Annotated in this window: 14 protein-coding genes; 6 read left to right on the forward strand and 8 right to left on the reverse strand. The window is 51.2% G+C overall.

From position 1 onward, the window contains the following. Nucleotides 1-12: 12 nt before the first annotated feature. The 3 genes from L6D82_RS27960 to L6D82_RS27970 all read right to left on the reverse strand — a co-directional run bounded on the left by L6D82_RS27960 (nt 13) and on the right by L6D82_RS27970 (nt 714). A complete protein-coding gene (locus L6D82_RS27960; protein ID WP_373870922.1) occupies nt 13-192 on the reverse strand; it encodes a hypothetical protein in 180 nt (59 codons plus the stop codon). An 82-nt stretch (nt 193-274) separates the two neighbouring features. Further along, nucleotides 275-427: a hypothetical protein gene (locus L6D82_RS27965; protein WP_236192093.1), complete on the reverse strand. Its 153-nt coding sequence runs from the start codon at nt 425-427 to the stop codon at nt 275-277. 2 nt (nt 428-429) lie between these two features. Continuing rightward, entirely contained in the window at nt 430-714 is a 285-nt protein-coding gene (locus L6D82_RS27970; protein WP_236192094.1) for a hypothetical protein, read from the reverse strand. Nucleotides 715-1,026: 312 nt separating this feature from the next. Between L6D82_RS27970 and L6D82_RS27975 the strand changes: the two genes are divergently transcribed. The 3 genes from L6D82_RS27975 (at nt 1,027) to L6D82_RS27985 (ending at nt 4,856) form a co-directional block, all read left to right on the forward strand. Next, complete coding sequence (locus tag L6D82_RS27975) at nt 1,027-2,187, forward strand: AAA family ATPase (protein ID WP_236192095.1); 1,161 nt, start codon at nt 1,027-1,029, stop codon at nt 2,185-2,187. Continuing rightward, entirely contained in the window at nt 2,184-2,684 is a 501-nt protein-coding gene (locus tag L6D82_RS27980; RefSeq protein ID WP_236192096.1) for a hypothetical protein, read from the forward strand. The genes L6D82_RS27975 and L6D82_RS27980 overlap by 4 nt, the downstream gene beginning before the upstream one ends. Nucleotides 2,685-3,824: 1,140 nt before the next feature. Further along, a complete protein-coding gene (locus L6D82_RS27985) occupies nt 3,825-4,856 on the forward strand; it encodes a GNAT family N-acetyltransferase (RefSeq protein ID WP_236192097.1) in 1,032 nt (343 codons plus the stop codon). Nucleotides 4,857-5,288: 432 nt separating this feature from the next. Here L6D82_RS27985 and L6D82_RS27990 read toward each other — a convergent pair whose 3' ends face one another. Genes L6D82_RS27990 through L6D82_RS28000 form a run of 3 tightly spaced genes read right to left on the reverse strand, consistent with a single transcriptional unit; the run spans nt 5,289 to nt 8,213 of the window. Continuing rightward, nucleotides 5,289-6,314: a sensor histidine kinase gene (locus tag L6D82_RS27990; protein ID WP_236192098.1), complete on the reverse strand. Its 1,026-nt coding sequence runs from the start codon at nt 6,312-6,314 to the stop codon at nt 5,289-5,291. A gap of 10 nt (nt 6,315-6,324) precedes the next feature. Continuing rightward, entirely contained in the window at nt 6,325-7,782 is a 1,458-nt protein-coding gene (locus tag L6D82_RS27995) for an ATPase domain-containing protein (protein WP_236192099.1), read from the reverse strand. Further along, nucleotides 7,779-8,213, reverse strand: a complete 435-nt coding sequence (locus L6D82_RS28000; protein ID WP_236192100.1) for a hypothetical protein — start codon at nt 8,211-8,213, stop codon at nt 7,779-7,781. The genes L6D82_RS27995 and L6D82_RS28000 overlap by 4 nt, the downstream gene beginning before the upstream one ends. Before the next feature lie 322 nt (nt 8,214-8,535). Between L6D82_RS28000 and L6D82_RS28005 the strand changes: the two genes are divergently transcribed. The 3 genes from L6D82_RS28005 to L6D82_RS28015 all read left to right on the forward strand — a co-directional run bounded on the left by L6D82_RS28005 (nt 8,536) and on the right by L6D82_RS28015 (nt 11,254). Then, complete coding sequence (locus L6D82_RS28005; RefSeq protein ID WP_236192105.1) at nt 8,536-9,978, forward strand: ATPase domain-containing protein; 1,443 nt, start codon at nt 8,536-8,538, stop codon at nt 9,976-9,978. Between the two features lie 23 nt (nt 9,979-10,001). Then, entirely contained in the window at nt 10,002-10,364 is a 363-nt protein-coding gene (locus L6D82_RS28010; RefSeq protein WP_236192101.1) for a response regulator, read from the forward strand. Nucleotides 10,365-10,633: 269 nt separating this feature from the next. Continuing rightward, the gene (locus L6D82_RS28015; RefSeq protein WP_236192102.1) at nt 10,634-11,254 is read left to right on the forward strand and encodes a tyrosine-type recombinase/integrase; all 621 of its coding nucleotides are present in this window, start codon (nt 10,634-10,636) and stop codon (nt 11,252-11,254) included. A gap of 178 nt (nt 11,255-11,432) precedes the next feature. Here L6D82_RS28015 and L6D82_RS28020 read toward each other — a convergent pair whose 3' ends face one another. Then, nucleotides 11,433-13,973 (reverse strand): toll/interleukin-1 receptor domain-containing protein, encoded by a 2,541-nt coding sequence (locus L6D82_RS28020; RefSeq protein ID WP_236192103.1) that lies wholly within the window; start codon nt 13,971-13,973, stop codon nt 11,433-11,435. 396 nt (nt 13,974-14,369) lie between these two features. After that, nucleotides 14,370-14,588 carry a hypothetical protein gene (locus L6D82_RS28025; protein ID WP_236192104.1) on the reverse strand — a complete coding sequence of 73 codons (219 nt, stop codon included), beginning with the start codon at nt 14,586-14,588 and terminating at the stop codon, nt 14,370-14,372. Nucleotides 14,589-14,708 lie beyond the last annotated feature (120 nt).

The raw sequence follows: 14,708 nt of genomic DNA on the forward strand, positions 1-14,708 counted from the left end.
CGTCAGGCTCGCCTAGGTGCGCAGCGTCTCACGGCGCGAGCGCACCGGCACCCAGCGGGCACCGCTGCTGCCCAGGCGAATCGACATGCCCCAGTCAGGGCCGCCATTGATCCTGGCCACCAGGCATTCGCGCACCGCGTTCTGCCCAACCAAGGCACGCAGGACGTCTTCATGGATCGCCTCGCCGATCATCCGCCCAGCTCCATATAACGGTTGTGAGCGGCCGTTTCTAGTACGATAGAGAGGTGTTCGACGTCGGCCGTGCTCAGCGCGTTTAAGGTCTGATGCCGAGGACAAACCCTTCGGCGCGTCCCGTGTCGCGCAGCAGTTCGCCTAGACCGCTCGCGTTATTGATAGCGGCCAGTAACTTGGACGCTTGGGCGCGAATGGCGCCCGGCAAGTTCAGTCCGGATAATGTCTCATTCATGCTCACTCCCATTTCCAGCCATTGAGGTTCGCCGGCGGTTCGGACGGTCGTTCGCACTGTTCAACGTCGATCAGCAGCCAGCCGCCGTCGGGTTGATTGCTGCCGTCGTCGATCAGCCCCTGCAGCAGTCCGCCGGGCAGCACCACCTGCACGGCATTGGCTTCCTTCGGGCCTTGCAGGTAGGGGTCGAATTCAATGCGAAAGTGCTTCGGATTGACGTTGCAAACTCGGATATTCAGCTTCAGGGTGGTCAGCTTGTTCGCTGGCTGGCCTCGGTAAAGGGCCAAAACCCCGACGGTCGCCAAGCCCTCGTAGGCTTAAGACATAAACCCAAATCCTGTTCTCGTGAGATAGTCCTGGGTATTTTCCAGGCTGCTACGGGTCGGTAGACCAGTCCCGGCGGTGGTGGATTCCCTGGCCCCACAAAAGGCCCCCACACCGGGGATTGGTGTGGGGGCCGATTGAACATAAACGGCGTTCCATCCACAAACCGCCTTACGATTCATACATAGAAAACTAGTGCTAGCGTTCGGGGGTATCGTAGCCTATCCTAGAAACGCGTCATTTTTGACGCGTTATGTATTTAAGGTCTGAAATTCATGATTCACTCTTTTGGTGCAAATAATTACTTTTCTTTCAAGGACGGGTTCGACGTTTCGTTTGAACTCAACTCTAAAGTCCCCAAAAGTGTCACCCAAGGGCGGAAAGTCGCCACCGTTATGGGGGTGAAAGGAGCTAATGCTTCAGGAAAGACTAGCATTCTGAGGGCTTTAGAGTTCATGAACTCATTCTGCACTAGAACGTTCGCGCGAGGGGAGGAAACAAATAATTACGTTGAACCTTTTTTCGGAAGCGACAAGCCCTGCGATTTTTATGTGGACTTTGAAGTCAGCAATATCCGTTACATATATGAGTGCTCTTTAACGAAAGATGAAGTAATACGTGAAGCTCTATATAAAAAAGTATCTCGAAAAACCAGGGTGTTTGAGCGTAAAAAAAATGAACTGATATATAAAATATCTGGCCTCGAAGATCTCGAACTCATCGTTCTGAAAAATAATTCTTCACTGATTGATTCTTTTAATAACTACAATCTAAAGCTGGAAAATTCTGACTTATCAAATGTTCGCAGCTTCTTTAGTAAGTTTCAAGGAAATGTGTCAGCCCTAACAGTTTTGGATGACAAGAAATTCTTTTCTTACAAAGATGTCAATGAGTACTACCACAATGTCCCGCGCGCACTCGAATTCACGAGAGACATTATTATTCGTTGCGACATGGGAATATCAGACATAAGGCTTTTCGAACTTACGAATGAGCGAGGTGAGCTCGAGCATTATCCAATGTTTTATCATACAGGTGGAGGGCAACATCCAAGAGCGCTGACTTACTTTACGGAATCACATGGAACAACTGCACTCTACAGGAGGCTTCAGACATACTGGTCTGTGCTTCACTGGGGAGGAACCTTAATCATGGATGAGTTTGATATGAATCTCCATCCTGATTTGCTGCCTATGATTGTTGATCTTTTTCTAAACCCTGAAACAAATCCGCATTCCGCTCAATTCATCTTCACCTCGCACAACTTAGAGATAATTGACCATCTGGGAAAATACAGAACGGTGTTAGTAGGAAAAACTGAAAGTGAAAGCTTCTGCTATCGCTTGGATGAAATTCCTAGTGACATCATCCGTAATGACAGATCGATTTCATCGCTGTACAGAGGCGGCAAGATAGGCGGGGTTCCAAGACTATGAGTCGTCATGGTTCTAATCCTAGGAGAGTTAGCTTCTTAGAAAGCTTCATAGAAATAAAATTGGCAACCGGAGATATAAGAGAGCGTTGTCGATTCAATTTTTCATACTATGACGACACACAACTTCACGGCGCTAGCTTTGCAGATCTCTCAGCAGCAGACCTCGCGTCTATTCTTGAAAAATTACGTTGCTACTCAAAAAGTAGCTTGAACTACTGGAGAAATGAGCGATGCGGGGGCGTTCGAGGTTTGAGAGTGCTCGCCGATTATGATTCATTTCCTGAAAAAAGCGACTTCACTCATCCAAAATTTGTACCTACTGATGTAAGGTGGGGACGTTTTAGAATGGAAAATCTTTCACGCCTTATAGGATTTACTATTCCAGGAGAAGTGGCTGGAGCGCCCCTTGCTAAGGATGGAACCCCTTTTGACGTAAATACTTTCTATGTGGTATTTATCGATCCAAACCATAGATTTTATTTGACTGAAAAGAAATAGCTTAGGCAATCAATGAAATGAAGCATCGAACGCCTCAAACAGAATCTGCCAAAAAAACACGTTGGCTCGACAAGAGCTAGCGTGACTGGCTTGGAAAGAGTTCTTCGCGTCCAACCGATTGCGGAGTCAGGCGAGTCCCTATGAATGCCGTAGTCGCAGTATTACATCTGTTAGCGCTCGCGTGTTTGTGTCCAGCATTTCCATTGCCATACTCGCATTAAGCGCATTTATGGGATGTGAATCCCGTACCGAATTCTGTACCAATAACTGTGAATTAGAATGAAACTCTGGGTTTTCCTAGGCACTAAGCCACTGATTTCATTGACCGTGAGAACCCACTGCCCCCCCTGAAGAAAACATCACGGTGTAATTTTGTCTGAGCGGCAGGCGCCTTGCTTGTTAAGGGCAGCAGCGCCCAACTTGCGCTCGCCGTGATCGGCAAAGAGCGGCACAAAGCATTCCTTGGTGAGCCGTCTTCTTATGGCCGTTAGCGGCCCCTCACAAGCGACCGCTACCGGCCAATAGCGGCCACTAGCGAGCTGCCCTTTTCGACCCAAAGCTGTCGTTTACTTTGCATAGGCAAGTCTGCGTTCTCTGTGGCGGTGAGATTGAGGTAGGGTTTTCTTCTCGGCGCAAAAAGCCAACATTTCGGTCAGCTCGAAATCCAAAGGAAAGCCATCTTCTAACCATTGCAGCGCTAATCCTGCCCAGTACTCGGAATGTGAAGCCAGTGCTGTGAGCACCAACTGTTGCAGCGATATCTGGGCAGGCAGCGTGTGCTTTTTCTGCAAGATTTTACTGAGTTAGGCAAATCGACTGCCGCCGCTTCGAAAGGCTTTTCAAGCAGCGGCAATAACCAGACGTAACTGAATTCGTTGCTCATCTTTCCCTTCGGCTGTTAATGGCGATGGACCTGCTTTTGAAATCTTCAAGGAACAGCCATCCGAACTATGATGTCCGCTTCTGGCCGAATGTTGCTGCTCACAAACTACTGCCGTGAGCCAAGGCCAGCCTGCCAGAAGCCAATCAGTCTGCTGATTAATGTTCTGTTATGCCTAGTCCTCCTCTAACTGTACCTGTGATCCAGGCCCCTTTGTTGCGAGTATTCTTGCACTAACCTCCGCTGTGAATCTGAAATTGATGGACCTTATTGTCGACTTTCCCGAGTTTTTCTTGCCCCTCTGCACGTTGCGGCGAATTCATCGTCGTGATGTCGATGCGATTTTCGCCGGGCTCTCTAACCCCCAGGTGATTGCCCACTACGGCGTCTCCTACCAGAGCCTCGAAGCGACAGATGAGCAGATGCGCTGGTACGACGAGTTGCTGGAACGGCGCGAGGGGATTTGGTGGGGCATCGCTCTGCCGGGGCGGGACGAGTTGGTGGGCGCCTGTGGCTTCAATGATTGGTCTCACGCTGATCGCAGCCTGGATATCGGTTACTGGCTGATGCCGGAGCACTGGGGGCGAGGTCTGATGCAGATCTGCTTGCCCGTGATTATCCGCTTCGCTTTGGGCACCCTCTGCGTACACCGTATCCATGCCGATGTTGAGCCGGAGAATCTCGCCAGCGCCCGCCTGCTAGAGCGGCTCGGCTTCATCTTTGAGGGAACGCTGAGGGAATTGGAGTACAAGGACGAGCGCTTCCTTAGCCTGCACCAGTACAGCCTGCTGGCCACTGACCCAGCGGCGCGAAAATTGTTGGCGGACGATACGCCGATCCTGCGACCATCCCGAGAGGCGGATGCGTCTGCGCTCAGCGTCCTCGCTCAGCGCAGCAAGGCCCACTGGGGTTATCCCGAGGCTTGGATGAAGGAGTGGGAAGCCGCGCTGACATTAACCCCGGCACAATTGGCCGGCCGTTATGCGGTGCTGGTCGAGGCCGATGGCTCGCTACTGGGGTTCTACGGATTAGAGCAAGACGAAGACGGATGGCAATTGGAGCATTGCTGGGTCGCCCCGTCGATCATGAAGAGCGGCCACGGACGGCGCCTGGTAGAGCATGCCCTGATTGTGGCACGCGGGCTGGGCGCAAGAACCTTGGTGGTGGAGTCCGATCCTTGGGCCCAAGCGTTCTACGAGCGGCTCGGCGCTCGACATCTACGCAATGTACCGCGCCCAGTGTGTGGCGAGCTCCGGCAGCTGCCGGTACTTGAATGGCAGCTCGGTGACTAAGCCTTAGTAGAGAGTCAGGAGGCAGAATCATTTGCTGCTAGTAGGCTTCATTTTGGCCGTATTCTGCCCCTCGCCAAGGGCAGTGATCGGCCAAAAGCAGTCATTTATAGTTGGGGAGATTCAACTGAGCGAGTTAGCTGGTTTCGATCAGAGTGTTACTAACTGATCCAATAGAGCACCGAGATAAATGTCGCAGCCCATATAACACATAGAAATACGTGTAAAACGACGAAAAGGTTATCTTTCATGGAAAAATTGTAAGGCTCAAATGGCGGATCAATCAGGTTCTCATACAACTGGCCTCACTTTCCCAATGAGCGATTCCCAGTAGGTTTTCGCAACAGCCCTTGCTCTGCAACCATAGGCGTACATTTGCATACATCTGTCGAGATTTAGTCTCCACATGCTGAACCTCCAGATGGTGTTAAGAGATTAATAGTTGAGCAACGTTAATGTCACCACAAACTCGCTCCCGTTGCCATCTCCAGCACTGCGGCCGGTAACTGTGCCACCGTGAGCTTCGACCAACTCTCGTACCACTGTCAGACCAATGCCCAGGCCCGCCCCGTTAAAGCCCACCGCATGGACGTCCTGCACAAAAGGTTCAAAGATGAACGGCAATGCCTTGGCAGTAATCCCAATGCCGGTATCGCGGATGTTTATCTTCATCACTCCGTCCTCGACGGTCACCGAAAGGCTGACGGTACCGCCCGCAGGGGTGTACTTGGCAGCATTGCCCAGCAAGTTGCCAAGAATTTGAGTCAAGCGCATAGGGTCACCCTTCACCATCAATGCGCGTTCAGGCAGTACCGCGTTAAATTGCAACTGGTGAGCGATCATGACGGGTGTGCAGATGTCTATAGCGTCATTGATGATCTGAGTCATATCGACATTGCTACAATCGAGGTGAAACTTGCCAGTGCTGGCACGGGCGATGTCGAGCAAATCCTCCACCAAACGGGACATATGCTTCACCTGACCTTCGATCAGCTTCTGCATGCGCGGCAGTTCCTCACTGGGCACGCGTACCAGACGACCGGCTATCATGCTGATGGGCGTCAATGGATTGCGCAGCTCGTGGGCTACAATTGTCAGGACTTTGCGTTGCTGTTCCAGCGCGAGTTCGGCAGACGCCTGCAGGTGTTGTGCGCTGAGCGCTGCGATCACCAATTGCTCGTTGGCTTCGCGCATTTCCAAGTACAGCCGCTGCTCTTGCTGTGTGCGCTCTGGTTTTTCTGCATCGGACTGCGCCAAAAGGATCGCCAGGACCAATTGTTGATTGGCCTCGATCAGTTGTTCGAGCTGCAGGTTATCGGCAAGCTGTGTGTTGGCGTCGTTTAGTTCCTTCTGAAGCGCCGCAAGCACCGCGCGGGCCTCGACAGTTTTCTGGCCAAGCAGGAATAGTTCTCTAGCGGCGGTGGCTAGCGCCTGCTTGGTCTTGCCATTGGCCTCATTCATGATGGTTTGTTCACCCGTCGTCTTTGCCCACGCGCCTGGTAGGTCGTCCGCCGAGCAGGCCTTCCTGATCCGACAGCATTTCGCCAATCTGTAATCCGTTATCGTTAATCTGGTACAAACGCAGTTCATCGGAATGAGCACTCGCACGCACTTTGACGACGGCCATGATGCGCAATAAACGGCTCTCTACTTCAATATAGCGCTGGACGATGATGGCGTCGGTGAGAAATGCCGTGCCGTAAGGACTGAAACGCAGGTCGGTATAGCGATCTTCCAACTCCGAGGTCATAAGCACGCTGACGCCGACGCTCGTCAGTGCCGTGACCATTCGCGACAGGGATTCACGGAAGTCTTCGCGGAAGGTTGGGGCCAGTGCCAGTTCGAACCCCGACAATGAGTCGATGACCACGCGGGTCGCGTTCAATCGGGTAATTTCGCCCAACAACAAGTGTACGATTTCATCGATGGACAAATCAGGGGCGCGGCTGTCGACCAGCCCGACCTGGCCGCTCTGAATTAGCGTTGCCAGGGTCGCGTTCTGCGAATGATTGGGCCGTTGTTCGAACACCGCAATCACGCCGGTTTCGCTATTGCGCGCGCCTTCGGCGAGGAAGGTGGCTGCCAGTATGCTTTTGCCCGATCCCGACGGCCCGGCCACCAGCAATGAGTAACCTCGAGGCAGACCGCCCCCCAGCATTTCGTCGAGCTGCGGCACGCCCATTTTCAGACGCTGAAGCGGAAACTCCAGTGGCGCTTCAACAGGATTGAATGCGGCCGGCGCGAAGACCTTGATGCCCGAGGAGGCGATGCGGAAGGTGTGCAACCCCGGCAAGGTCGGCTGGCCACGCATCCTCATGATTTCCATCTTGCGCACCATAGAGTTGCGCTGAATACTCTGACGCAGCCAGATCAGGCCATCGGCCACGGTGAAAATCGGGTTGGTCTCAGTTTCGGTAAAGTACTCGCCAATCAGGAAAGTCGTCGCGTGCCAGGTGGTCATCAGCATGCCCAGTTGCTGAATGAACTGTGGCAGGTTGTTGTTGGGGTTGTTTTGGGTCTGGCTGGCCAGCACCACCGAACGGAACGAGTCGACAAACACCAGCGCCGGTGAATGAATCTCTACTTCGTCGACTATCCGGCGTAACACTTCGTCCAGATTTCCGGCCAGCGTGTCGTCAGCCAGGTTGATGTAGCGGATCGAGCGGTTAAACGCTTCAGTGTCGAAAAAGTCGAATTGCTGCTGGTAGCGCAGCATTTTGAGCGGTGGCTCGCCCAGTACTGTGAAGAACAATGCGGGGCGATCAGGTGTTGCCAAGGCAAACATCATTTGATGGGCCAGGGTGGTCTTACCGCAGCCGGGCGGGCCTGCAATCAGGTTGAACGAAAACTCCGGCAAACCACCGCCCAGCACCTCGTCCAATCCTGGCACGCCGGTGGCCAGGCGGTTGATAGTCACTTTGGTGCTCATGGCGATTTTTCCTGCGAGGGGGGGTCGCTCAAAGGAGGCTCCCACACGTCGCGAAGCAGCCTTGCGGTGAGCGAGGGCCCGATCAGAGTGGTGAGTAATTCATAGAAGGTGGTCAACATCACTTCACCGAAGAACAACGCATTGTCTTCGCTTTGTTCAAGTAGCGCCTGCTTGAGAGCAGTCAGATCGAACGCAACCTGTGCCTGATCATAGATACCGGCCAGGCGCGGATTCCGGGAGGTGCACAGGAGGAGACTGCGCCGATAGAGCGCAGCCCCGCCTTGGTGACCAATGATGGGCGTGAGGGCGGCGTCCATACCCTGCAAGGTTGAAACAATCGCTTGCGCGATCGCTGCGATGTCAGCGTTGGCGCCAATCCGGTGCGCCAGAGAAGCTACAATCTGGCGGCTCTCTTCGCTTAGCGCGGACATGGCTAAATGGTTTCCGATGGACAGGTTTTGATGCTACACCCTTTTTTTGACTTCGGAGCGCTTATCCAGACACGGCATACCAATTACCGTCCATTACGATGGACGAATGAGGTTTTAAATTTAAGCGACCGCTAGGGGTCAAAAGCTACCTCCTGTGAACGACTGCTTCTGGTCAGAAGCGGACTCACTTAAGCCACTCATACCACCGTAATGCGGCATTGCCGGTCCAGATTTCAACTCGCCCTGAATGGCTACGAAACAAGAATGGCGGTAGCATTCGAGCCACTCGGCTAAAACAGCCTGTTTTTCAGATCAGGGTCGCATTGTGGAAAAGCTAAAACGCCTCCAAAGTGGAATCGAAGGGCTCGACGCTCTGCTCAAGGGAGGTCTGGTCGCAGGCGCTTCATACATAATCCAAGGGCGCCCTGGGTCTGGGAAAACGATCCTCGCCAACCAGCTTGGGTTTCATCATGCGAACAATGGAGGCCGGGTTCTCGTCGCCACGCTGCTGGCTGAGTCCCATGATCGTCTGTTTCAGTTTCTTTCCACCCTGAGCTTTTTCGACTCTTCCAAGGTCGGCGCCGAAATTCAATTTGTCAGCGCGTTTGACACTCTGGAAAACGAAGGGCTGGATGAGGTAGTGAAACTGCTTCGGCGCGAAATCAGCCGTCAGAAAGCCACAGTTATGGTTGTGGACGGTTTGCTCAATGCACGCTCGAAAGCCGATTCTCCCATCGACACCAAGAAGTTCATCTCGGAGTTACAAGGGCATGCAGCTTTCGCTGGCTGCACCGTGCTATTTCTCACCAGTTCCCGGCTCGACGATGGCAGTCCTGAGCACACGATGGTTGATGGTGTGATTGAGATGGGTGAGGAGCTGTATGGCACTCGCTCAGTGCGTCGAATTCAGCTTCGTAAAACTCGTGGCAGTCCAGCAATGACCGGCCTCCACGAGTGCGAAATCACCGAAGATGGCCTTGTGGTTTATCCGCGACTCGAAAGCCTTTACAGCCATCCGTCCTCTCCAGACAGCGCGGATATGACGCGTATCGCCAGTGGCATTAAATCACTGGACGACATCTTGGGAGGCGGTCTGCACAGCTCCAGCGTGACTCTTGTCATAGGCCCCTCCGGGATTGGGAAAACGACCCTTGGCCTCAAGTTTCTGGCTGAGTCGACAGTGGAAGCTCCGGGCCTACATTTTGGCTTTTACGAAAGTCCACAACGGCTGCGGCTCAAAGGCCTTTCCCTGGGTATCGATATCAAGGGAATGGAAGACAGAGGAGCGCTGAGCATTGCTTGGCAGCCTACTACGGAAGGCCTATTGGATGGGTTAGGCGCACGACTGCTGAGTCTCGTTGAAGAAAAGGGCATCAAGCGTGTGTTCATCGATAGCCTTAGCGGCATGACTCGCGTTACGACAAATCCGGCGCGGATAACTGATTTTTTCAGTTCTCTGATGAACGAGCTTCGATCCAGGGGCGTTACGGTGTTCGCATCCTGGGAAATGCGCGATTTATTTGGTTCCGAGGTCAGCGCACCAAACTCTGACCTGTCTAGCATCGTCGACAATCTGATGTTGATGCGATTCGCTGAAAATCACTCTGAACTAAGCAGAACGCTTTCCATTCTTAAAGTACGAGACAGCTCTTACGACCCCTCGCGATTCGAGGTCGTCATCCGTGATCAAGACGTTTTCCTGAAAAAGGCTTCAAGACATGAACCATCAGTACCCACTGAGTCAACGCCCGGTTCAAGATCTTAAGCCTTTGTGCGGGTTGAATTAACATGACCACCATCCTGGTCGTCGACGACGAGTATCTGATCGCTGACATTCTCAGTTTCGCGCTGGAGGATGAGGGCTTCATGGTGGTGACGGCCAGCAATGGCCAAAAGGGGCTCGAGGTACTTGATAGAGAACGTCCAGATTTGATCATCACCGACTTTATGATGCCGGTAATGGATGGCTTGGAGTTCGCGACAGCCGTCCGAGTCCTTCCTTCCTGTCAGGATTTGCCGATTATTTTGATTAGTGGCGCTCAGGCGCACATAGGCATGCGGAGATCGGATCTGTTTGACGCGGTGCTGCCAAAGCCATTCAGTATTGACGCGATTATTGCCGAAATTAGAAAGCTACTTTCTCTCGAATAGACTTGTGCCGTGCTGATGATCACCACAATTTATCTTAGATTTTGCCTCACTGCGGGAGCCCGCCTAGGCGGGCTTTTTCATTTCAGTCAACAGCAGTCACAGAGTTTCCACGTTTTACAGTCGTCACATGCTGTTTCTGGCCCTATGCGGTCGCATGCGAATGTCCGCTTCTGGCCGTTAGCGACCACCTGCGAACGTCCGTTTTTGGCCGGTTAGCGACCCGTTCTCTGGTTAGCCATCCTTGTCCTTCGACACGTGGAGGACTCGTCATGAACACCTTCGCTACCTGCAGCCGCCAGCCTTGGAACAAAGGAAAACTGGTCGGGCAGAAAGCTCCACTCAGACTGAGAGATATCTGGGCCATCCGGGTAAGGCTTCAAATTGCAGAACGAACCCGTGATCTTGCGCTCTTCGATCTGGCCATCGACAGCAAGCTTCGGGCCTGCGACTTAACCAAGCTTCGTGTGCGCGACGTCGCCCATGGCGAGCACGTATCACCACGCGCCATGGTGATGCAGCAGAAAACGCTACGGCCAGTGCAATTCGAGATCACCGAACAAACACGGTTTGCTATTGCGGCCTGGATACACCAGGCCCAACTCCGGAGCGAGGACTGCCTTTTTCCGAGTCAGCTGCGTACCTCAGACCATCTATCAACACGTCAATACGCACGTATCGTCAAAGGCTGGGTGGAAGCAGTTGACCTTGATCCAGCAATGTATGGCACTCACACAATGAGGCGTACGAAGGCATCGCTGATCTATCGCAGGACGAAGAATCTGCGAGCGGTTCAACTGCTGCTTGGCCATACGAAGCTGGAGAGCACCGTTAGATATCTGGGAATTGAAGTCGACGACGCCCTAGAGATGGCGGAACAGACCGAGGTTTGAAAATGCATAGCGACGGTCGAGCCTTGACCGTCGCTAACCGGCCAGAAGCGGACGCTGACAGGCGCCCACTACCGGCCAAAAGCGGACGTTCTGGAGTGACCGCTGTCGGCCGAAAGCAGTCGTTTCTGAGTGACTGCTTTCGGATATTCGCAAGCGACCATTTTCACAATTGAGTTATCTAAGACAGCCCAAGCAGCCTGCGTTGAGCCGAGGTAGCACTTACTTGCGAGTAAGCGAGTTCCTGTATGAAAAAATCTCTCCAGTACTGTGCAGTTTTTTCTGGAAGGAAGCGGATATTTCTGTCTAACTCTTGCAGCCCATCTGCCAACGAGATAGATGTGGATGCTTTAACCAAACAATCACAAACTTCTGGAAGCGAAGTTTGCCTCTGGCCTTCATGACTTGACATTATTGTAGCTTTCAATCTTGCTAGCTGTTCGCGAGCCGGATTGTATTTACCCTCCTTGATCTGTATTTTTGATTTAAGGATTTTGACAGCGCTGCTTTCCGGTATCCCATCGATGATCGCTTCTGCAGCGGCAATGTCATCAATAGTGAAATAAAACTCAGCTTTGACCATGGACGATACCCATGAACGAGAGCGGCGCTGTGAGCTTTCAAGCTCTTTAATTAGTTTGAATATATAATCTTCATCAAAAATCGCATGTGTTTTTCCGCGAGCTAATAGTACCCTGATCAGCATCTGGATGATGTACATATTGTTATCTGTACTGCTATGGGCTGTTCTTATGAATTTTTCTGCCGTATCGATATCGCCCGACGAAAAATGTAGGAAACTTAACTCTCTGAGGATGTGAATATCACCTTCACCTTTAGAGTTGTACGAGATCGTGAGTTCCTTCAGTGCGTCGTCAAACCTCCCTGATAGGCGTAGGTTGAAACCCTTTATGAAGGCATGTAGACGTCTCGCCTTTACGGAGTTTTGATGATGTGAAAACGAACTGAGAACGTCGGCTAGCTCGGCCTGCTTGTTTATTCTCGCCGCAGATAGCCCTTTAAATCTAAGAACTTCGAGCGCGGAATCATCCGTCAATGCTAATCTGTTTCTATACGCTATTTCACATAGTTGAAATGACTTTTCATAGTCTTGATCGTCGTAGTATTTCTTGGCAAGCCTGAAGCATTGGGATGGAAGGATTAAGCTTTCAATACCAATAATTGAATGCTGCCCGCTTCGAAGTTTTGCAATACAGAAATCCTCTATAGTAGAGACGCTGGTTTTCTCGTTTAGATCTATATCGCTATTGGCGCTTATCAGATATTCGATTGCGAGCTTGACAACTTCTGCATAAGCCGGGCTGTTCAGTATGTCCCTTGCCACTCTATTAAGGTAACCGGGTAGCCGAATGGATATTGAGTCCTGAATCAAAAAGCCGTAAGAGATGAGCAAAGTCAAAGCTCGAGTAATCCCGGCTTCGGTCTCAGCTGGAATCCTTTTTAAGGCTTCCGTGAGATCGACTTCTGAAATATGCCCACTGTACGCAACTAAAGCCATTGCTATATTTGCAATATGATTGTCCGCAAAGTCTTTCAGTAGCACTGACGCTTGAGTTTGAAGGTCTTGAGCAATATTTATTTTTTGGCGTAAAAGCTGGCTTGGCTCGACTGTCGCTAATGTACGCGCAGCCATTTCTATAGATTTCGGTCTTCCCTCGACGTACTCAATAAAGTTGTCTGATACATCACTGCTATCTTGAACATTTAACGAATTCAACCACCAAGAAAATAATAGCTTAGACTCTTCATGAGGCAGGGGGTCGAGCTTCTGAAGGTGCATCTTACTAGTCAACTGAGGTGGTATAAAAACGGGCTTGCGAGCTGAAATTAATATGAGACGTGGGTAGGAACAGCTCGGCAGAGCTGAAATAACCCCTTCAAGCCAGCTCGAAATTTTTCCACTATCATCTAAGCCAGAAACGCCAACATCTAAAAATAACAACTGTCCCGCGTCGGTTGCCTCAATAATGGTTGAGGAAATTAATTCGTCACGTTCGCTCTTGTTTAAAGCTATGAAGTCGGCGGTACGTTTGGACAACTCGATCGGCGAGAGGAGTGATAGCGTTCCAATCAAGTGGCGATAAAAGTTTACATCAGAGTCGTGCTCATCTAAGGAGATATGGAGCTTTCTTCTTGCCACGCCAGAAAAGCGTCTTCTATAAAGCTCATTTATCAGTTGCTTTCTTCCATACCCGTCTGTTCCGCAAATCATTATCGTAGTTGCAGTATTGTTTGGCGTCACCGTAACTTTCTTTTCAAGATCGAGAGCTTCGGAGTATCTATAGAAAGGGGGTTCTTTACCGTTCAATTTCTCCCACTCATCAAATGCACTCAATATTCTGCAAGCAATGTGCTGAGTGGAAGGGTGCTCAATTATTACGTAATCTTGCAACCATCCAGGGACTTCTGAACGCTCGCCATCATCAATTAGAAAAACCATCGCTTGTCGGATTTGCGACTTCATCCAAAGCCCAAACGCAGTCTTCAACTCTCCTTTAACCCAATTCGATGCTAAGGCTTTTTTTGACGCAAATAGAATGAAGTGCGTGCTTTCATTCAGCGCTTCATAAATTTGTTCGGGCAAAAATGAAGTATTGTCAAAAGTCGCAACATCATAATGACATATGGCAGCGCCTAGTTGAGCGTAAATTTTCTCTACTATATGTTTATCGGAAGAGCTATGGGATAAGAAAAATTTCATTATTCGCTTCCTGCTAGATGAGTACCCATTTTTCTTATCATATTACTCAACGATGACAATTTGCCAGCATATGTTTTATGGCTATTTATACAGGTGTTGCGGCCTTTCCTGTGCACCAGACCTGCTGCTTTCCATCCCGGATTTTCGTCTGGCAATGCTGAGTTGAATACTGGCTCATTGTTGCTGAGTCCTGCGACTTCCAGTCGCAAACTGTTGTCGTAGAGCCGTTCTGAAGCGTATCGCTTGCTATTCGATTCGTATCTGATGACTGGAGAGCGAGTGCTTATGAATGGCAGCGATTCGCTGGGAGCTGCCGCTCTCAAATGTCCGCTTTTGGCCGGTAGCGGTCGCTTGCCGACGTCCGCTTCTGGCCGATTGCTGCCTGCAAAGACGATATTAGGATTGCCGTATCCGCATAATCGCATCTGTGATCGCGTTTGCATTTGTGTCTAAGGTCTCCATAGCCATCATAGCGTTATCTGCAACCACTGCCGCGCCACTGGCTGCAAGCCAAATGGCAACCTCTTCGATTGCCGCCGCCAGTGCGTGCTGGTTGTGCAGTAGCAACGTCAGGGCGTCAGCAGTGGCGATATTAGACGCTGAGTTATTTGGCATGCGATCCATCCTAGAAATGAGGTGTTCGCGAAGCCTAGCTCATGCGGCCGCACCAGAGAGGCTTAGATACCGCATGCTTAAAAATTGCTACAACGCGCAGATGATTTGAGACTTCAGCCA

The organism is Pseudomonas paraglycinae (genome assembly GCF_021601625.1).
Taxonomy (GTDB): Bacteria; Pseudomonadota; Gammaproteobacteria; order Pseudomonadales; family Pseudomonadaceae; genus Aquipseudomonas; species Aquipseudomonas paraglycinae.

Bases quoted from the DNA above. Each gene is read 5' to 3' on its own strand.
- L6D82_RS27960 (WP_373870922.1), bottom strand. From the start codon at position 192: ATGATCGGCGAGGCGATCCATGAAGACGTCCTGCGTGCCTTGGTTGGG.
- L6D82_RS27965 (WP_236192093.1), bottom strand. From the start codon at position 427: ATGAATGAGACATTATCCGGACTGAACTTGCCGGGCGCCATTCGCGCC.
- L6D82_RS27975 (WP_236192095.1), top strand. From the start codon at position 1,027: ATGATTCACTCTTTTGGTGCAAATAATTACTTTTCTTTCAAGGACGGG.
- L6D82_RS27980 (WP_236192096.1), top strand. From the start codon at position 2,184: ATGAGTCGTCATGGTTCTAATCCTAGGAGAGTTAGCTTCTTAGAAAGC.
- L6D82_RS27985 (WP_236192097.1), top strand. From the start codon at position 3,825: ATGGACCTTATTGTCGACTTTCCCGAGTTTTTCTTGCCCCTCTGCACG.
- L6D82_RS27990 (WP_236192098.1), bottom strand. From the start codon at position 6,314: ATGAATGAGGCCAATGGCAAGACCAAGCAGGCGCTAGCCACCGCCGCT.
- L6D82_RS27995 (WP_236192099.1), bottom strand. From the start codon at position 7,782: ATGAGCACCAAAGTGACTATCAACCGCCTGGCCACCGGCGTGCCAGGA.
- L6D82_RS28000 (WP_236192100.1), bottom strand. From the start codon at position 8,213: ATGTCCGCGCTAAGCGAAGAGAGCCGCCAGATTGTAGCTTCTCTGGCG.
- L6D82_RS28010 (WP_236192101.1), top strand. From the start codon at position 10,002: ATGACCACCATCCTGGTCGTCGACGACGAGTATCTGATCGCTGACATT.
- L6D82_RS28015 (WP_236192102.1), top strand. From the start codon at position 10,634: ATGAACACCTTCGCTACCTGCAGCCGCCAGCCTTGGAACAAAGGAAAA.
- L6D82_RS28020 (WP_236192103.1), bottom strand. From the start codon at position 13,973: ATGAAATTTTTCTTATCCCATAGCTCTTCCGATAAACATATAGTAGAG.
- L6D82_RS28025 (WP_236192104.1), bottom strand. From the start codon at position 14,588: ATGCCAAATAACTCAGCGTCTAATATCGCCACTGCTGACGCCCTGACG.